Annotated in this window: 24 protein-coding genes; 7 read left to right on the forward strand and 17 right to left on the reverse strand. The window is 66.6% G+C overall.

Features of this window, described 5'->3' with window-relative positions; genetic code table 11:
• Window positions 1–13 precede the first annotated feature (13 nt).
• Window positions 14–508 (reverse strand): MarR family transcriptional regulator, encoded by a 495-nt coding sequence (locus ABZ942_RS31515; RefSeq protein ID WP_357388375.1) that lies wholly within the window; start codon window positions 506–508, stop codon window positions 14–16.
• Window positions 509–599: 91 nt separating this feature from the next.
• On the opposite strand from ABZ942_RS31515, the gene ABZ942_RS31520 reads away from it, so the two are divergent.
• The gene (locus ABZ942_RS31520) at window positions 600–1259 is read left to right on the forward strand and encodes an NAD(P)H-binding protein (RefSeq protein ID WP_357388378.1); all 660 of its coding nucleotides are present in this window, start codon (window positions 600–602) and stop codon (window positions 1257–1259) included.
• A gap of 100 nt (window positions 1260–1359) precedes the next feature.
• Entirely contained in the window at window positions 1360–1851 is a 492-nt protein-coding gene (locus ABZ942_RS31525) for a hypothetical protein (RefSeq protein WP_357388379.1), read from the forward strand.
• Between the two features lie 52 nt (window positions 1852–1903).
• Here the strand turns inward: ABZ942_RS31525 and ABZ942_RS31530 are convergent, their stop codons facing one another.
• The 3 genes from ABZ942_RS31530 to ABZ942_RS31540 all read right to left on the reverse strand — a co-directional run bounded on the left by ABZ942_RS31530 (window position 1904) and on the right by ABZ942_RS31540 (window position 5661).
• Window positions 1904–2812, reverse strand: a complete 909-nt coding sequence (locus ABZ942_RS31530; protein ID WP_357388381.1) for an amidohydrolase family protein — start codon at window positions 2810–2812, stop codon at window positions 1904–1906.
• Window positions 2805–3827: a nucleoside hydrolase gene (locus ABZ942_RS31535; RefSeq protein ID WP_357389012.1), complete on the reverse strand. Its 1023-nt coding sequence runs from the start codon at window positions 3825–3827 to the stop codon at window positions 2805–2807. Before ABZ942_RS31535 ends, ABZ942_RS31530 begins: the two co-directional genes overlap by 8 nt.
• Before the next feature lie 487 nt (window positions 3828–4314).
• A complete protein-coding gene (locus ABZ942_RS31540; RefSeq protein WP_357388383.1) occupies window positions 4315–5661 on the reverse strand; it encodes a CoA transferase in 1347 nt (448 codons plus the stop codon).
• 40 nt (window positions 5662–5701) lie between these two features.
• Here ABZ942_RS31540 and ABZ942_RS31545 point away from each other — a divergent pair, with 40 nt between their 5' ends.
• A complete protein-coding gene (locus ABZ942_RS31545; protein WP_357388385.1) occupies window positions 5702–6463 on the forward strand; it encodes an alpha/beta fold hydrolase in 762 nt (253 codons plus the stop codon).
• A 43-nt stretch (window positions 6464–6506) separates the two neighbouring features.
• Here ABZ942_RS31545 and ABZ942_RS31550 read toward each other — a convergent pair whose 3' ends face one another.
• From ABZ942_RS31550 to ABZ942_RS31580, 7 genes are all read right to left on the reverse strand, one after another.
• Window positions 6507–6896 (reverse strand): DUF2784 domain-containing protein, encoded by a 390-nt coding sequence (locus ABZ942_RS31550; protein WP_357388387.1) that lies wholly within the window; start codon window positions 6894–6896, stop codon window positions 6507–6509.
• 16 nt (window positions 6897–6912) lie between these two features.
• A complete protein-coding gene (locus ABZ942_RS31555) occupies window positions 6913–7692 on the reverse strand; it encodes a class I SAM-dependent methyltransferase (RefSeq protein WP_357388389.1) in 780 nt (259 codons plus the stop codon).
• A 54-nt stretch (window positions 7693–7746) separates the two neighbouring features.
• Complete coding sequence (locus ABZ942_RS31560; RefSeq protein WP_357388391.1) at window positions 7747–9177, reverse strand: SDR family NAD(P)-dependent oxidoreductase; 1431 nt, start codon at window positions 9175–9177, stop codon at window positions 7747–7749.
• 95 nt (window positions 9178–9272) lie between these two features.
• Window positions 9273–9983: a hypothetical protein gene (locus tag ABZ942_RS31565; RefSeq protein WP_357388393.1), complete on the reverse strand. Its 711-nt coding sequence runs from the start codon at window positions 9981–9983 to the stop codon at window positions 9273–9275.
• Window positions 9984–10109: 126 nt separating this feature from the next.
• Window positions 10110–11633: a hypothetical protein gene (locus ABZ942_RS31570; protein ID WP_357388395.1), complete on the reverse strand. Its 1524-nt coding sequence runs from the start codon at window positions 11631–11633 to the stop codon at window positions 10110–10112.
• Window positions 11630–11845, reverse strand: coding sequence for a hypothetical protein (locus tag ABZ942_RS31575; RefSeq protein WP_357388397.1), 216 nt, complete (start codon window positions 11843–11845; stop codon window positions 11630–11632). The genes ABZ942_RS31570 and ABZ942_RS31575 overlap by 4 nt, the downstream gene beginning before the upstream one ends.
• A 37-nt stretch (window positions 11846–11882) precedes the next feature.
• Window positions 11883–12812, reverse strand: coding sequence for an alpha/beta fold hydrolase (locus ABZ942_RS31580; protein WP_357388399.1), 930 nt, complete (start codon window positions 12810–12812; stop codon window positions 11883–11885).
• Between the two features lie 289 nt (window positions 12813–13101).
• Here ABZ942_RS31580 and ABZ942_RS31585 point away from each other — a divergent pair, with 289 nt between their 5' ends.
• The 3 genes from ABZ942_RS31585 (at window position 13102) to ABZ942_RS31595 (ending at window position 15681) form a co-directional block, all read left to right on the forward strand.
• Window positions 13102–13791 carry a TetR/AcrR family transcriptional regulator gene (locus ABZ942_RS31585; RefSeq protein ID WP_357388401.1) on the forward strand — a complete coding sequence of 230 codons (690 nt, stop codon included), beginning with the start codon at window positions 13102–13104 and terminating at the stop codon, window positions 13789–13791.
• Window positions 13792–13913: 122 nt separating this feature from the next.
• Complete coding sequence (locus tag ABZ942_RS31590; RefSeq protein WP_357388403.1) at window positions 13914–15059, forward strand: acyl-CoA dehydrogenase family protein; 1146 nt, start codon at window positions 13914–13916, stop codon at window positions 15057–15059.
• Window positions 15043–15681 (forward strand): helix-turn-helix domain-containing protein, encoded by a 639-nt coding sequence (locus ABZ942_RS31595; RefSeq protein WP_357388405.1) that lies wholly within the window; start codon window positions 15043–15045, stop codon window positions 15679–15681. Before ABZ942_RS31590 ends, ABZ942_RS31595 begins: the two co-directional genes overlap by 17 nt.
• A 21-nt stretch (window positions 15682–15702) precedes the next feature.
• Here the strand turns inward: ABZ942_RS31595 and ABZ942_RS31600 are convergent, their stop codons facing one another.
• A complete protein-coding gene (locus ABZ942_RS31600) occupies window positions 15703–16056 on the reverse strand; it encodes a hypothetical protein (RefSeq protein ID WP_357388407.1) in 354 nt (117 codons plus the stop codon).
• A 194-nt stretch (window positions 16057–16250) separates the two neighbouring features.
• Here ABZ942_RS31600 and ABZ942_RS31605 point away from each other — a divergent pair, with 194 nt between their 5' ends.
• Entirely contained in the window at window positions 16251–17015 is a 765-nt protein-coding gene (locus ABZ942_RS31605; RefSeq protein ID WP_357388408.1) for a hypothetical protein, read from the forward strand.
• Window positions 17016–17018: 3 nt separating this feature from the next.
• Here ABZ942_RS31605 and ligD read toward each other — a convergent pair whose 3' ends face one another.
• The 5 genes from ligD to ABZ942_RS31630 form a co-directional block, all read right to left on the reverse strand.
• Complete coding sequence (ligD, locus tag ABZ942_RS31610; RefSeq protein ID WP_357388410.1) at window positions 17019–18020, reverse strand: non-homologous end-joining DNA ligase; 1002 nt, start codon at window positions 18018–18020, stop codon at window positions 17019–17021.
• Complete coding sequence (locus ABZ942_RS31615; protein ID WP_357388412.1) at window positions 18017–19096, reverse strand: ATP-dependent DNA ligase; 1080 nt, start codon at window positions 19094–19096, stop codon at window positions 18017–18019. Before ABZ942_RS31615 ends, ligD begins: the two co-directional genes overlap by 4 nt.
• Before the next feature lie 120 nt (window positions 19097–19216).
• Window positions 19217–19624 (reverse strand): cold shock domain-containing protein, encoded by a 408-nt coding sequence (locus ABZ942_RS31620; protein WP_357388414.1) that lies wholly within the window; start codon window positions 19622–19624, stop codon window positions 19217–19219.
• Window positions 19625–19658: 34 nt separating this feature from the next.
• Entirely contained in the window at window positions 19659–20759 is a 1101-nt protein-coding gene (locus ABZ942_RS31625; RefSeq protein ID WP_357388416.1) for an SPFH domain-containing protein, read from the reverse strand.
• Between the two features lie 19 nt (window positions 20760–20778).
• Window positions 20779–21012 (reverse strand): hypothetical protein, encoded by a 234-nt coding sequence (locus ABZ942_RS31630; protein WP_357388418.1) that lies wholly within the window; start codon window positions 21010–21012, stop codon window positions 20779–20781.
• Window positions 21013–21072 lie beyond the last annotated feature (60 nt).

A 21072-nucleotide genomic window follows, 5' to 3' on the forward strand; every position in this document is an offset into this window, starting at 1 on the left:
GCGCGGCGTGGAATCATTGTGCGTCGCCCAGGGATTCGAGCAACGTGCGCAACGCGTCGGCGAGCGCGGCGCGTTGCTTCGGGTTCAGTGGCGCGAGCAGGCGCTCTTCGGTGGCGACGTGATCGGGTAGCGCGTCATCGATAAGCGTGCGCCCCGTGTCGGTGAGGTCGACGCGGATGCCGCGACCATCGGATTCGCTGCGGGACCGGCGCACCAGGCCGCGTTCCTCGAGGCGATCCAGGCGCTGGGTGATCGCGCCGGAGGTGACCATCGCCGAATGCATCAGCTCGGTAGGAGTCAGGCTATGCGGCGGTTCGCTGCGTCGCAGCGTCGCCAGGACGTCGAACGAGGCCGGGTCGAGGCCGTGCGTGGTGAAGGTTTTGCGCAGTTCGGCACCGGTGAGCTGGGACAGTCTGGACAGCCGACCGAGCACTGCCATGGGGGAGACGTCCAGGTCTGGGCGCTGGTCCTGCCACTGCGCGAGAACATGGTCGACGTGATCGGTCACCACCGCACTCTAGCGAATATCTCAACGGTGAGGTATCTCATGGGGGAATTGCTGAGCGCTAAGGTAAGTTACTTAGAGCTAAGCAATCAAAATGAGTTGGAGGTTGATCATGCGGATCACGGTGTTCGGCGCGACGGGTGAGGTCGGCAGTCGCGTGGTGGCCGAGGCGTTGTCGCGCGGTCATGAGGTCGTCGCGGTCATGCGGAACCCGGCCGGTGTGGCCGCAGTGCCGAGTGCGGCGGAGGTCAGGATCGGCGATGCGATGAATCTCGACGATGTCGTAACGCTCAGTGCCGGGCAGGATCTCGTGATCACCGCGACCCGTCCGGTAGCCGGTCAGGAGCATGAACTGCCCGAGATCACCTCGGTGCTTTTGCAGGCGTTGGCCCACAACGGTGTCCGCCTGCTGGTCGTCGGCGGTGCCTCGACGCTGCTGGTGCCGGACGCCGATGGCCTCACGCTGCACGAAACGCCCGACTTCCCAACGGAATTGCGGCCGATCGCGCAGGCTTGCGCCGATCAGCTCGCGCTGTGCCGAACAGAAACCGTTGCGGACTGGACCTATCTGAGCCCGCCTGCCCAGCTGGTGCCAGGGGAGCGCACGGGCACTTACCGGGCCGGTCTCGATGAACTGCTCACCTGCTCCGACGGCGAATCGGCCATCTCGACGGAGGACTTCGCGGTCGCCCTGCTCGACGAAGCTGAGCGGCCTGCGCATCGCCGCGCCAGGTTCACCGTCGTGGCGGCGTGAATACCGCATCGGATGCCCCGATCTTCGGGGGATAGGCGTGAAATCGTATGTGGCGCATAGTAGATAGCACCTGCTGGCCACCGAACTCAGGAGGCGGCACATGACCGAATCGGAACGTACCTGCTGGCAGACGATCGCGGGCAGTGGCGTGATCGAGCGGCTGGATCAGGTCGGCTCGCTGGTGGCACTCGAACGGATACCGCACGCCGCAGGCGCCACCAACTGGTACACCGCCGAATCCCGTGCAGATCTGGTGAAGATCGTGCACGCCTTGGGGCCTGGGTCTCTTGTCAGCTTCTACTTCGACAATAGGATCTCACGAGCGCCGTACGCCGAGAAGGTTCGGACGGAGTTGCTCGAGTTCATCACCCGTGACAGGGATGCCCTCATCGGTTGGCCCGCACCGGACGGCATTCGTATCGATATGGCCGTCGTCGGCGGCCCGCGAGACATCGATGAGGAAGTCAGCGACTCGGAAAGTGACGAGGACGTGTTCTACGGCGCGTACCCAGGGTGGGACAACGATGGTGTGGAGGCAATAACCGTCACCCTGCCCGACGCCGATGGCGTGACTCGCCAGCACCCGTACTGACGGGCGGTTGACCGCATCCGACGCATGTCATTCAGCAGCGCTGACGAGTCCCCTACTCGATACCGAACAAATCCGCGGCATTCTGATAGCAGACCTTGCGCAACCAGTCGTCGCCGAGTTCGAGGCGTTCCAGCGCGGAGACCGCGTGGCCGTAGGTGTACGGAATGTTCGGGAAGTCGCTGCCGAACATGATCCGGTCGCCGAGGGTGCGCAGCCTGCCGCGTTCGGTGTCGGGGAACGGGTCTACTTCCTCGAAGAAGTCGGTGAACGTCATGGTGGTGTCGAAACGGACATCCGGGTATTGCTCGGCGAGGTCGAAGAATTCGGTGTACTCGGGTGCGCCCATGTGCGCGATGATCAGCCGCAAGCGGGGAAAGCGCTGCAGCAGTGCGGCAATGGGGACCGGTCCGGTGAATTCACCTGCTACCGGACCGGATCCACAATGAATGACAACCGGAATTCCCGCGTCTTGGATCAAGCTCCAGGTCGCGTCGAGCAGCGGATCGCCGGGATCGAAACCGCCGACCTGGATATGCACCTTGAACAGCCGGGCGCCGCGTTGAATCGCCTCGGCGGCATAGCTTTCGGCGCCCGGTTCGGGATAGAACGTAGCCGTGTGCAGGCAATCCGGTGTGCGCTCGGCGAATTCGGCGGTCCATTCGTTCAACCAGGCCGCCATCTCGGGCTTGTGTGGGTAGACGAGGGCGCTGAAGGCGCGAACACCGAAGCCACGCAACGTCTTCAACCTGACCTGCTCGTCATGCCGGTAGGCGATGGGCCAGGTGCGCGCGGTGAGCGGGCCGGCCGAGTCGAAGTACGCCCACACCTTCTGCATCACCGGTTCCGGCATGAAATGCGTGTGCACGTCGATGATTCCGGGCAGTCCGAGCCGATTGCGGAACTCGGCGAGGTAGGTGATGTCGTCCTGGTCGCCGACCACGGCCTCTCCTGTCTCACACATTCGGCGGGTACACCTGCCGCGCGAAGTCGCCGACCCGGGTGATCAGCCGGTCGAAGAACAACTGCTGATCGGTACCGATCACGATGTCCGCGTTGGGTTCCCGGCCCCACATGCCCGCCCAGTCCGCCACCGTCGTCGCGCGCGTTATCGTGCCCGCGAGCTCGACATCGACCGTCGCCGGACGCGTGACGGCCAGGGCCGGGTCGAGCGCAACCGCCGCCGCGAACGGATCATGCATGTGCGCGAGGTACCCGAGGTCGTAGAGCCGGTGGAAATCGAAGTAGAACCGCACCGCGTCGGTGGCATGCCGGACGATGGGATTGCTCGCCACCGACCGGGCCTCGGGCGGATCGGTCTCCGAAACCGTCTCCACCGGAACGCTGCCCGCACGCTCGGCAAGCAGCGCCAGATGCTTCGGTCGCATCTCGATGGTCTCGGTGATGTCGAGCGCGCACACGATCGGCCGACGGTCCGGCGGCGCGGCGGAGAAGGCGTCGAAGACCTCCTTGGCGGCCTCCGGATCCACGTGCACGTTCCATTCGTTGGTGGGCGTCGTGTTGCCGGGGTGATTGAACGCGCCACCCATGATCACCAGCCTGCGCAGCAACGTCGGCAACGCGGGCTCCAGCCGAAGAGCCAGCGCCAGATTGGTCAGCGGCCCGGTACACAACCCGACGATCTCACCGGGATGCGCACGCACCAGATCGACCCACATCTGCGCGGCCGACCGCGACGAAAGAACCCGCGTCGAGGCCGGCAACTCGGCATACCCGACCCCCTGCGGCCCATGCGTGTCCTCAGTGGTCCGCAACGGAATCGCGAGCGGCTCGGCGGCCCCCAGTGCAACTTCGATCTCCGGCGCCTGACACACATCAAGCCAGGCCAGATTGTTCGCCGCCACCTGTGGCGCAGGCACATTCCCCGCTGTAGAGGCAATCCCGACAATCTCAGCCTCAGGCGACGCAAGCAGATAGAGCAGCGCAAGGGAATCGTCGACCCCGGTATCAACATCCATGATGATCTTCTGCCGCACCCAACGAGCCTAACCGCCCCGCCACCCCAACCCCCTCCGCAGGGTTCGCACCAGCTCCGCGCGCCCCGTTCGTCACGCCGCGCACCGAACTGCACGCAGATTCGCGCGCCCGGCACCACGATGTGCGCGTGCCGCTGAGATGTGCGCGTGCCGCTGAGATGTGCGCGTGCCGCTGAGGTGTGCGCGCACCGCTGAGATGTGTGCGGCGTCGGTGTGATCGTGTGGTGCGCGCGTTGTGGTGTGGCGCGCATCGAATTGCGTGCTGATCTGCGCGCTCGGCACCACGATGTGCGCGTGCCGCTGAGATGGGCGCGTGCCGCTGAGATGTGCGCGTGCCGCTGAGGTGTGCGGCGTCGGTGTGATCGTGTGGCGCGCGCGTTGTGGTGTGGCGCGCGCGAATTCGTCGGCTGATCCGTGCGCGTCAGGTTGAAGTGTGCGCGGCGAGTTGAGGGGGTGCGGGTGGTGTCGGTTAGTGAGTTTTCAGGGGCCAGGCGGGGCGGTCGCCGCCGTAGGTGGGGGCGGGCCAGGTGTAGGCGGGGTATTCGGCGATGGCGGGGGTGGCGGTGATGACATCGCCGTGGGACATGACGTGGGCGGGGTCGGGGAGGGTGGCCGGCGGGTGGCGAGGGGTGCGGTCGGGGGCGGCGAGGAGCCAGGCGGCGGTGCGGGCCAAGGCGACTCGGACGTCGCGGCCGATGCCGTCGGACGCGCGCAGGGACAGTGCGTCGATGACGCCAGCGGCGAGGAGGTAACCGGTGGCGTGGTCGAGGGCCTGGGCGGGCAGGGCGCTCGGGACGGAGGGTGCGCCTTCGGCGATGGCGATGCCGGAGGCGGCCTGCACAATGCTGTCGAAGCCGCGTCGTTCGGCCCACGGTCCCACCTCGCCCCAGGCGCTGACGCGGCCGTGAATCAAGCCGGGGCGCATAGCGGCAAGGAGACCCGCGCGTTCCAGCGCGCCCGGCCGGTATCCGGTAACGAGCACGTCGGCAGAGGCGAGCAGGTCGCGGATCAGCGGCAGTTGGGTCCATAGATCCACCAGCGTGGAGCGCTTGCCCTGGCTGGTATCGGCGTACTGCCAAGAGATTTCGGGCAGCTGGGGCGGATCGACGCGCAGCACATCGGCACCGAATAATGCCAAGGTCCGCGTCGCGACCGGCCCGGCGATCACTCGGGTCAGATCGAGCACCCGCAGCCCACGCAGCGGCTGGAAAGGCGCCGCGCCAACCGGTAATCCGGGCTCGCCACGGTCGGCCCGCGTCTCGACCGCGACCAGCGGCCCATACGCGGCGGCCCACCCCTCGGCACTGCCCGCCCACTCCTGTTCGGTGCGGACGCGGACCGCGATCGCCCCGTGCGCGGCGGCATGGTCCTCGACGTCCGCCGCCCGACTCATCGCCATCTGCGCCACGGCGAGATCGAAGGGTGCGTCGGCGGGCAGGCCCAGCGCGGCGAGCAGGCGGGCGCGATGGTGCGGGTAGTTGGCGTGCGTGCGGACCCAACCGTCGAAGGTGGGGAAGAATCCGGAGAGGTCGCCGAACATCTTGGCGGGCCGGCCGTTGATCCTCAGCAGGCGTTCACTACAGAACGCAGCGGTGATGCGCGCGGGGTCGATGCGGTGGGCGACCGGGTCGAGGCCGCGGATGCCGCGGATCCGGTTGGCCGCACCGATCAGTGCGGCGACCGACCCGGCGGCGAGCGACCAGACCGGCAGTGTCGCAGCCAGATTGCTGCCCGGATCGGGAGCGGGCGTAATGACAGCGGAGGTGACACCGATTCCGGCTTCGTAGTCGTGGACCAGCCGTGTGTGCGCGTTCACCCGAAAGAGCGTAATAGTTCCGTCTGAGAAGGAGACTTACATGGGCCGAACCGTCGAGTCCGGTGTGTGGCTGCGGATCCTGCGATCCGAGGCGACTCCCCGGCACCACCTGCTGTGTTTCCCGCCGGGCGGCGGTCCGGCGACCGCATACCGAGATGTGGCGCAATGCTTCGGCGCGGGCGTCCTCGTCGCCGCGGTGCAGTATCCGGGTCGGCAGGATCGGCTCGGCGAAGCACCGATCACCGACCTGGAGGCGCTCGCCGAGCGGATTGCTGGAGAGGTGCTGAAGCTCGGAATGCTTGATGGGCTAGCGTTATTCGGTCATAGCATGGGCGCAACAGTCGCGTTCGAAACCGCACGTCGACTCGAGCGCAAGGGCCAGCCGGTGTCGACACTGTTCGTCTCCGGCCGTCCTGCCCCGACTTTCGTGGAGACGAAGCAGCTGCACCTCGGCACCGACAACGACCTGATCGCGGACCTGGAGCGCTTGGCCGCCGACCCCGCACCAATCCAAATGCTGCGTGACGAACCAAGTCTCGCGGAGTTGGTGCTGCCCGCCGTCCGTGGCGACTACCAGGCCGTCGAGACCTACCGATACACGCCGGGCGCCCCCTTGGCCGCCGACATCGCCGCCTTCGTCAGCACCGAAGACCCCACGGTGACACCCGAGCAGGCCGACGAGTGGCGCGCCGTCACCACCGGAACCTTCACCCGCACAACGTTCCCCGGCGGTCATTTCTATCTGGACGAACACCCGGCGGAAGTCGCCGAAGCTGTGGAGAAACAGCTGGCGTCGTCCTGAGCGTCAAAACCGCTCTCGGCCAAGCTGTTTCGTAGCCGTGTAACTAGTGGGATGCCTGCAGGCGGGCGGTCGACCCGGCTGCCCGCCGCCGCAGCCAGCCATACCCCACCCACGACACCGCGACACACACTGCGACGAGTACCCGCACCAACCCCAGCGCACTCTCCGGATAGAGCACCCCGGTGATGTAGTGATCGATGAACCCACTCGGCGGCAGCCCCGCCTCGCCCGCCCGATGCCGCGCCCAATTCTCCAAATGCGTGAGCGGACAATCGATCCGGAACAACACGGTGCTGAAGCCCCAGCAGAACGCGATCGCATGCAGCCAGATACTGCGCGGCCAGCGCCACGCTATGAACCCGCCGATGACCACATACGCCACGAATACGAAATGTGCGGCGGCGGTGGCATCGGCCAGCAGCCGATACAGCACCCCACCAGCGTAGCCGTCAGCCGAGGAATTCGGACTCGAGCACGAGATCGGCGACCAAGGATTGGTATTCCAGGTGCGTTTTGTGCTCCGTGGTGCGCCAGCGCGACCCTTCGTGCTCGCGCATATAGCGGCGATACCCTGGCGCACCCGGAATTCTGACGTTGTCGGCCACCACGATCGTCCCGGGATGCAGCCAACTCGCCGACATGATCGCCTTCAGATCCGGCAGATACGCGGTCTTCAAATGATCGATGAACACGAAATCCAATGCGCCGGGCCCGAAGTCGTGCTCGATGGCGAGGTGTCGCATGGTCGCGCCGCCGTCACCGATCTTGCCGACCACCACGGTGACCCGATCGGCCAGGCCCGCGTGCTCGATCACCGCACGCGCGATCTCGGCGTTGTCCGGGCTCGCCTCCACCGTCACCAATTGTGCGGTCGACGGCATCACCCGACCGGTGCGCACCGCGCTGTACCCGCAGTAAGCGCCCAATTCGAGCAGCAGCGTCGGCTCGGCCCGCTTGATCGCGTTGTCCAGAATCAGACCCTTTTCGTCGCCGACGTTCATCAGCAGACTGCGGTTGCGCGCGAAGTCATCGATCGCGGCGAGCACGCTGTCCGGATCGCCCGCCGTGGCAGTGGCGCGAACGTGCGCGAGCAAGGCCCGCTCCCGACCGTCACCCACCTGACCCGTGCGCAACAGACTGCCTATCCCGAGCCCCATCCGAATGATCGACCAGCGCAGGAACGGCAGCCGATCGCGCACCATCGCGCCGAGCCCACTCTGATTCGTCATGTAACCCCTTAAGCAGGTCGGTTTGCGGCCGATTCTGCCTGGGGCACGGCGCGATTACCAGGGCGAAGGCCGGTAGTCCTTGAGGAAGCAGCCGTAGAGATCGGTGCCGTTCTCACCCTGCACGATCGGGTCATAGACCCGGGCCGCACCGTCGACCAGGTCGAGGGGCGCGTGGAAGCCTTCCTCGGCGAGCCGGACCTTCGTGTAGTGCGGTCGCTCGTCGGTAATCCACCCGGTATCGACGGCGGTCATCAAAATGCCGTCGGCTTCGAGCATTTCGCCCGCACTGGTGCGGGTCAGCATGTTCAACGCGGCCTTGGCCATATTGGTGTGCGGGTGGCCCGGCCCCTTGTACGCGCGGGCGAACTGGCCCTCCATCGCCGAGACATTGACGATGTACTTCCGCCGTGCCGAAGAGGCGGCCATGGTCGGCCGCAGCCGCGACACCAGGATGAACGGCGCCACCGAATTGCACAGCTGCACTTCGAGCAGCTCGGTCGGGTCGACCTCCGCAACGGTCTGCACCCAGCTGTTGGTGTGCGCGAGATCCGGCACCAGACCACCGGCATCGATCGCCACGCCACGCGAAATCCGTTCGGGCGTAGCCGATCCCGCGACGAGCGCCAGCTCGGCGACGTCGGCTGCGGTCAGCGTCGGCGTGAGCGAGGCGGTGAGTGCGGTGGGATGGGCCTGCATCGTCTTACCGAACGTCACCACATCCGGCAGCGCACCCGCGGGCAGCGGACCGGACTCGGCGTCGACCAGCGCACTGTAGGCGCCGGGGGAGCGGCGGACCGTCTGCGCGGCGTTGTTGATCAGGATGTCGAGCGGACCCTGCGCCGCGACATCGTCGGCGAGCGCGACCACCTGCGCCGGATCACGCAGGTCGATGCCGACGACGCGCAGCCGGTGCAGCCACTCGGGGCTGTCGTCCATGGCGGCGAAACGGCGGATCGCGTCGTTCGGGAACCGGGTGGTGATGGTGGTGTGGGCGCCGTCGCGCAGCAATCGCAGCGCGATGTACATGCCGATCTTCGCGCGCCCGCCGGTGAGCAGCGCGCGACGGCCGCTCAGATCGGTACGGGCGTCCCGCTTGGTGTGGCTGCTCGCGGCACACTCCGGGCACAGCTGGTGATAAAAGGCATCGACCTGCGTGTACGGCTGCTTGCAGATGTAGCAGGGCCGCGCCCTGATCAGCGTCCCCGCGGTCGCGCCACGAGCGTTCGAGGCGAGCGGAATGCCCGCGGTCTCGTCATCGATCCGCTGCGGCGAGCCGGTGGCCGTCGCGGCGATCACCTCGCGGTCGGCCTCGGCCACCGCCGTCCTGGCCTCGATCCGGCGCCGCTGCTTGAGTTTCTTGAACATGTGCCCGACCGCGCGCTGCACCGCCACCGAGTCGGGATGCTCTTTTTCCAGCTGCCCGGCCTGGTCCAGTACTCGCAGACAGGTCGCGAGGTCGTCCGGATCAATCATGCTTTCGGCCATCGGTGGTACAGGCATCCTTCGGTGAGCTGGGAAATCGACCGGACCATTGTCGCAAACTCCGCGACCAGGTTGCCGCCCGGTTGCCTCTCGATGGCCTACGCGCGAAGCAGCGCCATGGTGGTGGCCGCGGTTCGCTTCAGCAATTCGATGACCTCCGCCACCTTGATATCGGCGGTCGTGACCACCGACGGCGGGTGCAACCAGCTGATTTCGAAGGTGGTCCAGCCGTCGCGCACGGCGAGGGTGACGCCCGTGTTCTGTGCGTGCTCGGTCTGCTTGCGGACGATATACGCCTCGTCGCCGAGCCCGGTGATCTTCGTGACGTTGTCGTCCGCGGCGAGGTCGGCCTGCGTCCAGGTCTCGAACCGCGCGGTGAATTCGGGACCGGGATCGGCCCGCTTGTGCACCAACGCGTTAACCATGAGGGTGGTGTCGTCGGCTCGTTCGCTCTTTCCCGGTGGGGCCAGGCGGATCGTGCAACTCATCGAGTCGAGCGCCGGGTGCAGTCGGGTCTGGTGCAGCGGGTACTTCAGGGTCGCCGGACTGGATGGCGCCAAGGCGAATCCGGCGTGCGCATACGGCGCGGTGTCCGTGATCGCGCAGAGGTTGTCGACGTGGTGATAGCCCCGCAGATCGGGCACCGACTCGGCCCTGCGGCTGTCGGACACGGCGAGCACGCCGACGACCGCGAGCGTCGACACACCGACCACCGCGCCAAGCACCCACAGCCGCCCCCGGTTACCGCCCGGCTGCCGCCATCGACCGAGCGGCTGCGGCGGCACCCGACCGTCCGGGTACGGCCGCATCGGCCCGATCGGCGTCAACGGTTCGTGTAGCCATCCGGCGTTGCTGAGGCTAGGAGGCCTCTGACCAGCCGGTCCCATCATGGGGCGAAAGTATCACTTCGCCGGTGGCCGCGCCGGACGTTCGAGTCAGGCCCGATCCGCGCGCAGGCCCTCGGCTGCGACGGTACGGCCGCAACTATCCGCGCGATCGGCCAGCCGAATACGCAGGGCGGCAGGGATTTCCGGATGCACCTCGATCAGTCCCTGCCACACCACATCTGGTGTGTCCGGTGTCAACGCGGCGAGGAACTCGTCGAGATCGTCCATCCCGTCGATGATCTCGAGTACCCGCGCGCGACCGTCCGCGTCCTGCGCGAGCGCGATATCGACGAGGGTGTCGATGTTGTCGCTGCGCGAGGCCACCAGGACCGCGGCGAGCAGCTGGTCCGCGCTGAGATCGCCGATGCACGACGCGAGGATCGGCGTCGCCGTGTCGGGCAGTGCGTCCACCAAAGGCAGTGCCTGCGACCAGAGTTCGTGTTCAGCGGTGGTGTTGATGACCGCGCGCAACACCTCGGGGTCCTGCATGATCGGCAGTCCGGCGATCCGGCGGCGGTCGGTCTCGGTCATGGCGAGCGCGATCGGCAGCATGGAATTCCACAGGCCGGCCGTATCCGCTTGGGCGACAAGGTCGCCGAGCTCCTCGTCGGACTTGTCGGCCAGCCGCGCGGCCAGAATGGCGAGCTGCGACGGCTGCAGATGCACCACGAGCGGCAGCAGATCGAGCCAAAAACCTTTGTTCAGTGCGGCATTCATGATCGAGGCGAGCACCGATTCCTCCTGTACCGCAGGCCTTTCGGCGAACGCGCGCAAGCTGTCCGCGTTCATCGCGCTGGTCACCGGCAGTAGCGAGTCCCAGGCGTCGAGCGTGCGGACCGCCTCGATCAGGCCGTCGAGCACCTCGCCGCCGAGCCCGGCGGCGATATCGCCGAGCGTGGCCCGATTCTCCTGGCCGACGCTGTCGAGCAGGTCGAGTCCCTCGGCCCACAGATCTTGTTCGTGCGCGGCTCGGATGACGCCGGCGAGCCGGTCGGTGACCAGCCCCATCAGCCGGTCCAGCGCGGATTTGTCCTCCATGAGGAACCCGATGCGCAGCAGATCCGCGTCGCCGAACACCGGCACCGCTGCCTGCATCGACTCCTCGGGCACCACACCGACGAACCGGCTCATCGTCACGTGGTCGTCCTGCCCCAGCAGCTCGCGCGCCACCTCGACGACCAACCGCGACGGCACCGCGGCGATGATGTCGGCGGTGCGGCGCGGGTCGAGCTGAATCGCGGTCTCGGCCAGAAACCTGGCGGGCAGCGCCTTGGCGATATCGACCGCACGGGAGGGTTCGACCGAACCTGCGACGGCCGCGCACAACACCGGGCCGAACGCCCGCTCGGCAGCCTTGGCGCTGATCGCGGTCGGCACCAATTTCGTCGCCGCGGCAACGCGTTTCATGCGCGCCGCGTCACCGTTGAACAGCAGATCGGTGGCCCGCTCGCGGAACTCTCGAATCGCCTCCGGCGAAAGCCCATTGAGGAAGTCGAGCGCTGTCGGGTCGGAAATATCAAGCAGGCGAGCGAGTTTGGTGGTCTCGGCCCGCGCCATCAGCTGGGCGCTCATAAACCGAGCGCCCTTTTCACGGTCGGCCGCATCAGCCGGGGAATGAGCTGGAGCGAGGACTCGACCGCCGCGCGGAGGCGCTCGCCGCGCGCGGTGACGGCGTTGCGCAGCAGGCGGTCGAGTTCGGCGAGATCGGAGTCGGTGAGCCGGTCGAATTCGTCGGGCAGGGGTGCGCCAAGGGTGCGGATCAGCGGCGTGGCTGCGTCCGGCATGGGATCTCCGTATCGGTATCGAATTATGGCGGTCAGGTCAGCTGCTGCGCGGGGTGATCGCGGCGTGGTCGGCCCGCATGTCGTCGACGAAATTGGCGATCGCCTCGGCGACCAGCAGCGGCTCGGTCACCGGCAGCCAGTGGTCGGCCGGGACGGCGCAGCGCCACAGCCGGTCCACCCAGCGCGTCGAGGTGTCGTAGATGGAGGCGGGCACGAACGGATCGGTGGTGTCGACGAGCAACTGCACCGGAACCGCAGTCCGCCGCACCCGAGGCCGCCGCAAATGATGCAGCAGGTTGGCCTGCGCGATCCGCCCGCCCGCCAGTAGATCCGTACGCCAGGTGCGCGCGATCCTGGCCGGCACCGGCGAGAGGCCGCCGAGCCGTTCCACTAGCAGCGTGCGCACCCGCGGCGGGTAGAGCCTGCGCGCCACCGGTACCGGGCTGAGCGTCCATCGCACACCGCTCAACCACCAGCCGATGTCGCCCGCGTGCAGGCGGGCATGCGGCGCGACGGCCCGTAGCCAGAGACCGAGGTGATCAAGATTCGGCCCGGAAATGGCTGTGAACGAAGCGATTCGGGTGTTCGCCCGCGGATCACACACCGCTTCCCACAGCTGCACCGCGCCCCAGCCGTGCCCGCAGGTGTGCACCGGCCGCTTCGGGCTCGCCGCATCGATCACCGCGAAGAAGTCGGCGGCGAGCCGATCGAGCCGGAAGTCCGACAGCAGCGCCGGCGTGGCCGAACGACCGTGGCCGCGCACGTCATAGGTGATCACCCGGAAGCCGTCGGTCAGCAGCGCGGCGACCGTGGCCCACACGCGATGCGTGTCGGTGAGGCCGTGCACCAGGACCAGCGGTGCGGCGGCGGGGTCGCCCCATTCGTAGACGGCGAGTTCGGTGCCGTCGGCGGTCACCGTCCACTGCCGATCCGGGCGGGGCGTATCGGTGTCGAGCTCGTTGGTCATTATTTGTTGCCTCGTTCGGGTGCGGGCTGCCGGACGGTCACGCGGTGGTCGGCCGGGCATCGGACACTGCGATTGGCTCGCTGGAACGATCGGCCCGTACCGGTAGTACGTTTTCTGATACTGACAGTACGAAGAAATGCCCCAGAACGGGAGAGCTACCGACAGACTATGGCGTACCTCACGGCTACGCCTCGCTGGTGCTCGGCTTCACCGTTCGGTAAAACCGCGGTGTTGTCGGTTCGCTCGCTCACACCGGTTTCCGTACCAGCGGTACGTGTATGCTGCGGTCGTGCCTCGTCCCAGCGTTCGTTCGACGACCTCCCGTGCGGAGATCGTCGACGCCGCGATCCGGGTGATCGACCGGGACGGACCGCGGCCGAGCATGGACGACATCGCCCGCGAGGCCGGTATCACCAAGCCGCGCCTGTATCGGCAGTTCGCCGACAAGGCCGATCTCTACACTGAGATCGGTAACCGGATGGCCAAGGCCGCCGCGGCCGCCGCGGGCAACGACCTGACGCTCATGCTGCAGCCGCCGCGGACCGCGTTGCGCCGGGTGCTCACCGGTTACGCCGACAGTATTCTGCAGCATCCCAACGTTTTTCGCTTCCTGGGCCAGGCGCAGGTGACCCAGCAGTCCGACGGAACGGTGCTGCAGTTCGACCTCGGCCGGGCGGCCTCGGATCGCTTCGCCAGGCAGGCCCGCGACATCGCCGAGTCCATTCCGATCGACACCGCGGGCATCGACTACCTGTCCCGCGCGGTGGTCGGCGTCGTCGTCTCCATCACCGATCTGTGGCTGGCAGATTCGGCCCTGCCGCACCCGGACCGGACCGCCGAATTCATCGACCAGGCCACCGAATTCGTTTGGGGCTTGATCGACGGCTTCCTGCACCGGCAGGGCATCTCGGCCGATCCGGAAACGCCGATCTTCACCTCACTCGCCGCTGTCAATCAGGCGCAACAACCCGCAAGCTGACCGCTGCCAGCGTTTATCGGACCCAGCCGTGCCCGCCTTGTTGACACACTGCCAATAGTGCGACAATCTGAGCACGATGACCGGCGTCGACGCCGGGGGAGCTGCGAGCAAAGGATCCGATGATGGCACGCGCCGCATGGAGTGACGACGAGGTCGAGGCGGTACGCGACCTGGCGAGGGCGTTCTTCGAGAAGGAGGTCGTTCCGCACGAGGAGAAGTTCGTCGCGCAAGGCCACCCCGACCGCGCGCTGTACAACCGGGCCGGCGAACTCGGCCTGCTGTGCACCGCCATCCCCACCGAATTCGGCGGTGGCGGCGGCACATTCGCGCACGAGGCCGCGATCATCGAGGAGCAGTCCCGCGCGGGCGACGGCTCGCTGGGCATGCCGGTACACAGCTCGATCATCGCGCCGTATCTGAAAGAATTCGGCTCCGCGGAGCTCAAGCAGCGCGTGCTGCCGAAGGCGGCCAGCGGCGAGATGGTGCTCTCGATCGGCATGACCGAACCGGGCACCGGCTCCGATCTGCAGAACATCAAGACCCGCGCGGTCCGCGAGGGCGACGAGTACGTGATCACCGGCTCGAAGATCTTCATCACCAACGGCTGGCTCTGCGACGGCATCATCATCGCCGCCAAGACCGACCCGACCAAGGGCGCGTCCGGCGTCTCGCTGATCTTCGCCGACGTGTCCGACGACACCCCCGGCTTCAAGCGCGGCCGCATCCTGAACAAAATCGGCGGCAAGGCCCAGGACACCGCCGAACTCTTCTTCGACGGGCTGCGCGTGCCCGCCTCGAACCTGCTCGGCGAGGCCGAGGGGCTCGGCTTCTATCAAATGATGCAGATGCTGGCCCAGGAGCGCCTGGTCACCGGCATTATCGCGGTGGCGATGATGGAAAAGGCCGTGCAGCTGACCATCGACTACACCAAGGGCCGCGAGGCCTTCGGCAAGCCGCTGTTCGCGATGCAGAACACCAAATTCGAGCTGGCCGAGTGCGCCACCCTCGCGAAGGTCAGCCGCACCTTCCTCGACGACTGCATCGTCAAACACCTGCGCGGCGAGCTCGACATTCCCACTGCGGCGATGTCGAAGTACTGGCTCACCGATCAGCTGGGTATCGTGGTTGACCGCTGCCTGCAACTGTTCGGCGGCTACGGCTACATGACGGAGTATCCGATTTCGCAGCTCTACACCGGCGCCCGCGTCTTGCGCATCCTCGCGGGTAGCAACGAGGTGATGAAGGATCTCATTGCCCGGTCTCTCTGATACGACGAGCGAGACCGTGCCGCGCCGCCGTCGGCTGGAACCCGACGAGCGCCGGGCCGAGATCTTGGCGTGCGCGATCGACATGTTCGGCGAGCGGCCGTACGCGGCCGTCTCGACCGCCGAACTGGCCCAGCGCGCCGGGGTGGCCCGCGGTCTGATCAACCACTACTTCGGCAACAAGCGCGACCTGTATCTCGCGGTGGTGCGCCGGATGGTCACCCTGCCCAAGCTGGACGACATGATCGTGCCCACCGGCACCGAGCGCGAACGCGTCGATGCAAGTGTGCACTGGCTGCTGGATACCATCGCCGAGCACGGCAGCACCTGGGTGAAGGTGACCAGCCATGAGGGCGTCGGCAACGACCCCGAGGTGCAGCAGATCCTGGATCAGGCCGACGACGCGGCCGCCGAACGGCTGCTGCTGATGGTCGGCCTCGCCGATTCGGCACGCAGTGCGGCATTGCGCGCGATGGTCCGCGCCTACGGTGGGCTGGTGAAAGTCGCAGGCCGGGAATGGATCACCCGCGGCACGCTGACCCGCCCGCAGGTACACGAACTGCTTGCGGACATGTTGATGACGCTGGTCACCGAGTCGCTGCCGAAGGTGGACCGCCGCCGCTGAGCGCACGGCGGTCCCTGTTCGCTAGTTGAGCGCCTCGGGTGTGGTGTCGCGCGGTTCCATGCTGTAGCGCACCCGCCGCCGGTGGCCCGGCGCGTGACCGAGCCTGCCGTACTTCAGCTCGATTACTTCTTCGCGCCGATGCTCGACCACCAGGGCGCCGATGCCGAGAATCCAGAGCGCGGCCGTGATGATCGCGCCGGTCTGGGTCCAGTCGTTGAAGCCGTATCCCGCGGCAGTGAGGGTGCAGGCCAGCGCGACGATGCCGAGCGCACAGAGAATCAGGCCGGGAACGTTGTAATTGTCGCCGAGCAGATCGCCGGCCTGAGCGTGCCAAGGCCGATTTTCGCGGCCGTCATCGGTGGTGCTACCGAACATGGTTCCTCCTGTGGAGTGAGCGCAAGATCAGTGACACATTCCGATCATCATGAACCTCCGGCGGGGAAACGGCCAGGAATTGGACGTTTCAGATGATGTCGCGCCGTCGGGCCCCTATTGTTGGTCGGGATATCGGGGCGGGTCCGGGCAGTCCGAGGTTCCTGCACGGTTGTTGGTGTGGAGAGGGACCTGGCATGGCACGGGCGGAACGCCGTGAAAGTGAACGTTGGCCTGCGGCAGGGCAGGACGACCGGTGGCCTGAAGCAGGCGAAGAGGAACAGTGGGTCGATCCGGAACCCGAGGAGCGGTGGCAGGAACCCGCGTCGGCGCGGCGGCGGACCGGTCGGTTGCGGGTGGAAATTCCGCCGATTGTCAATCCGTACGCGATTGTCGCGCTGGTGGCCGCGCTGGTCGGGTTGTTTCCGGTGGCCATCGTTTTCGGCTTCATCGCGTTCTCGCATCCGCGCGGGCGGGTGATGGCGATGTTCGCGCTGCTGATCGGTGTCGCGGAGGTGACGGCGCTGGCCGGTGTCGTGGTGGTGTCGGGAAACATGTTGCCGGACTCGCTGACCCGCGCGAACAAGCCCGCGGCGAGCCTCACGGTATCGGCGACGGCAGAGCAACTACCGCAGCCGACGGTTCCGGCGGCGCCGACTCCGGTGGTGACCACGACGGCGAGCCCGTCGACGGCGAATCAGAGCAACCTGAAGAAGGGTGCGTCGTGCACCGAGGGGCAGGTCGGGCAGATCGGCAGTGCCTCGGACGGCGGCACGCTGATCTGTCTCGGCGCGGGCAGCACATATCAGTGGGCGGGCCCGTACACCGTGTCCACAGTCGTCCAGCAGGCCGGGGCGAAGTGCGATGGCACTACGGCGAAGACGGGCCGCACCGCGGACGGCCGCGCGCTGGTGTGCGAACCGGCGACTCGCAGCGGCACCTGGGTGTTGTGGACAGAGTAGTTCCTACTCTTCTTTCTTGGCCCGACTCGGCTGAACACGCGGCGGTTCGTTCGGCATCTTCGGATATTGCGGCGGCCACGGCGCGTCCATGAGACCCGACGCCATATCGCGTTCGGACATTTCCAGCAGTGGCGCAATGGATTGCGGTGCGCGATCGGCCCACGGGTCGCCGAGTTCGGCGAGCCGGGCGGGCACGGTGGCGATGGTCAGCTCGTCCGGGACGATGGTGTCCAATTCGGACCACGCGATCGGCGTCGACACCTGTGCGCCGACCTTCGGGCGCACACACCAGGCTCCGAAAACCGTTTTGTGCGGGGCGTTTTGGTTGAAGTCGACGAACACGCGGTTGCCGCGTTCCTCCTTCCACCACTGTGCGGTGATCTCCTCGGGGTGGCGGCGCTCCAGTTCCCGCGCCAGCGCGACGGAGGCGGCGCGCACCTGGTAGCCATCCCAATTCGGTTCCAGCGCAACGTAGATGTGTAGCCCGCGCGAACCGGAGGTCTTGATCCGCGACTCGATGCCCAACTCGACGAACAACTCTCGGGTGAGCACGGCGGCGTGCTTGAGGTCGTCGAATGTGATGCCGGGGGAGGGATCGAGGTCGATGCGCAGCTCGTCGGCGATCTTCAGGTTGTCCGCGCGGTTGGGCCACACGTGAAAACCCAAGCAGCCCTGGTTGACTGCCCACAGGATGTGCGCGAGATCGTGCGCGACGAGCGCATCGGCGGTGGTGCCGTTGGGGGTGGACACCTCGACGGTGTGCAGCCAGTCCGGCGCGGTTTTCGGCACCCGCTTCTGAAACCAGGACTTACCGGAGGCGCCGTCGGGATAACGCTCCAGCAGTAGCGGTCGCCCGCCGACCACATTCAGGAACGGTTCGGCCACCGCCTGGTAGTAATGCACGAGATCGAGTTTCGTGTCCCCGCGCTTGGTGAAATACACCTTGTCGGGATTGCTGATGGTGACGGTCCGGCCGTCGGTCTCGATATCGACTGACGGAGTCACTGTGCCTCACTGAAGATCGCACTCAATTCCGCGGGCGGTGCCTCGTCGAGCTGAGCGTAGGTACACGATTCGGGTGTGCGGTCGGAGCGGAAACGGACCAGCCTGCCGCCGTGGCGTAGCCGCCCAGACTGCACGTGTTCGTAGCGGACCTCGGCTACCAGTTCGGTGCGCAGCGCCACCCAGGACAGGTCTTTGCCGCCGGTCCAGCGGCTCACTCCGCCGGGCATCTTGCCGTCGGCCTTGGCCTGCGCAGCGGCGTCGGCCCATTCCCGCCACGGATGGTTTTCCAGGGCGTTCTCGCGCAGCGGCGCCAGTTCGTCGACGAGTTCCTTGCGCCTGGCCGCGGTGAAGCTGCTCGCGACGCCGACGTGGTGCAGGTGTCCCTCGTCGTCGAAGAGTCCGAGCAGCAGCGATCCGACGCCCGCGCCGTCCTTGTGCCATCGGAATCCGGCGACCACGCAGTCGGCGGTGCGCTCGTGCTTGACCTTGAGCATCACCCGCTTGTCCTGCAGGTAGGCCAGATCGTTGGCCTTGACCATGACGCCGTCGAACCCGGCGCCCTCGAACCGGGTGAACCAGTCCTCGGCGACCGCGGGATCCTGGGTGATCGGAGTGAGATGGACCCGAGCCAGCTCGGTGTCCAGGATGGTTTCCAACAGCCGCCTGCGTTCGGCGAACGGTTCCTCGGTCAGATCCTTGTCACCGAGGGCGAGCAGGTCGAACGCGACGAAGCTGGCGGGCGTCTCCACCGCCAGCTTGTTCACTCGGGAGGCGGCCGGATGCAGCCGATTCTGCAGAGTGTCGAAGTCGAGGCCCTCGTCGGTGACCACAACGATCTCGCCGTCCACCACGCACTGCTCCGGCAGCGCCTTCTTCAGCAGCTCGGCAACCTCGGGAAAGTACCTGGTCAACGGACGGTCATTGCGAGAGCCGAGCTCCACCTCGTCACCGTCCCGGAAGACGATGCAGCGGAAGCCGTCCCACTTGGGCTCATAACTCAGCCCGGCCTCGTGTGGCACCCCTGGCGCGGTTTTGGCCAGCATCGGCTTGACAGGCGGCATCACCGGTAGGTCCACGCGATCCTCCTCGGATTCGGTTCTCACCGGTACCGACGGACTGAGCACGCAGAACTCATCGGTACTTGCCGATGATCGTAAGCGCCGCATCCGACAAGATCGCGGAAGCGGGGGCGCCTGCTACACGTCCAGCCAGCCGTGTTGTTCGGCGAACACGGTGAGCCGGTCGCGGATGGTGAGGATCTCGCCCGCGGTGAGGGCGGGGCTCGCGTCGAGCAGTAGCTCGGTGATCAGTCGTTTGTGTTCGGCGGCGTTGAGCTGGCCCGAGTTCGACCGATGTTTCGTTTTGTGCGGCGCCGCCGGCGGCGGACTCGGCTGGCCACCGACCACGCTCAGATTGACCGCCTTCGGCCCACGATCACCCTCTGTCATGTCGAATTCGAACACCCGCCCCTGCCGCAACTCGTCTTCATCCAGACCGATGTCGTTGACGTGCACGAATACGTCCGGCCCGCCGTCCTCCGGTCGAATGAACCCGAATCCCCGAGAGCTATCGAACGACACCAATTTCCCGATGGACACCAACACCCGCTCCTCGTCGCGCCGTCGCTACCCGGTCACCTTAGCCCGCGTTATCGTCACTGTTGGACGAAAGCGCCTTTTGCAATGAATTGAAAACGGTGAGTCCCTGACCGACCATTCCGTTGACGAGTTCGCTCACTCCGTCCGGGCCGTTGAGCACGGTCAGATTCGCGCCCGCCAGCCCGTTCGAGGCCTGCTTGACGATCTCCGGCAGTTGTTCGATCAACAACTGGTCCAACGCGATCCGGTTGTTCGACGCGGCGGCTGCGGCCTGGATCCTGGTGCGGTCGGCCTCGGCCTCGGCCAGGATGCGCACCCGTTCCGCTTCTGCCTGAGCGGGTTTCACCACTTCGGTCTGCAGCTGCTGCTCGCGCAGTTCCGCGGTCTTGCGGGCCTGCTCGGCCTGCGCGGTCAGCACCTCCTGCAGCGCCATCGCCTCGGCGAGCGGACCAGCCTGTGCCGCTTCGGCATTCGCCTTGTCGATGTCGCGCTGATACTGCGCGCGCAGGATCGCGGTCTCGCGCTGGTACTCCGCCTGCCTGCGCAGCGATTCCTGCTCGGCCTGCGCGGAGAGCTGGGCCGCCTGCGATTGCGCGATCTGCGCGTCGCGCTGGACGGTGGCATTGTGCGGCGCGGCGAGTGCCTGAATGTAGCCGAGGTTGCCGTCATCGATCGACTGGATCTGGAACGAATCCACCCAGAGCCCGATATTGCCCATCTCCACTTTCGAGGCGACGAGTACTTCATCGGCCAGTTTCTGGCGTTCCCGGATGATCTCCTCGACCGTCATCGAGCCGACGATCGAGCGCAGATGACCGGAAAAAATACGGCCGGTGAGGACCGACATCTCCCTTTCCTGTTCGGACAGGAAGCGTTGCGCGGCATTCACGATCGAGGTGGTGTCGTTGGCGACCTTGAACGCGATCACCGCGCGGACCTCGAGCTGGATCGCCTGCTTGGTGACGCAGCGCTCCTTGATCTCGGCCTCGAACATGGCCAGCGAAAGGTAGCTGACCTTGCGGAACAGCGGAACCGCCCAGGTGCCGCGGCCGATCACCACCTTGAACGGCGCGTTGTCCTTGCTCTTGGCGCCGCTGATCAGCATCGCCTCGTCCGGGTCGGGTACGTGGTAACCCAGCACGGTTGTCTCCCTTACATTTTCAGATGGTTTCGGCCGGATCTGGCAGCAGCGGAATCCAGGGCACCACATCGACGATGCGCCCCGGACTGACGTCGATGACCAGCACGGTTGTGCCCGCTGGAATCGCTTCGACGGCACGTGCGATGTACAGCTCCGTCCCCCCGCGAATCGCCACCAGGACCTCCCCGAGCAGCCCCGCGCCTCGGATCGGCGATGTGAGCGTACCCGTCGAACCGACCACGGGGTCGCTCATCGCAACGATCTCCTCCCACTCGTATCCAGGCTCGCCACACTACGTCTCACACAGCACGTT

Source organism: Nocardia sp. NPDC046473 (genome assembly GCF_040645995.1).
Classification (GTDB): domain Bacteria; phylum Actinomycetota; class Actinomycetes; order Mycobacteriales; family Mycobacteriaceae; genus Nocardia.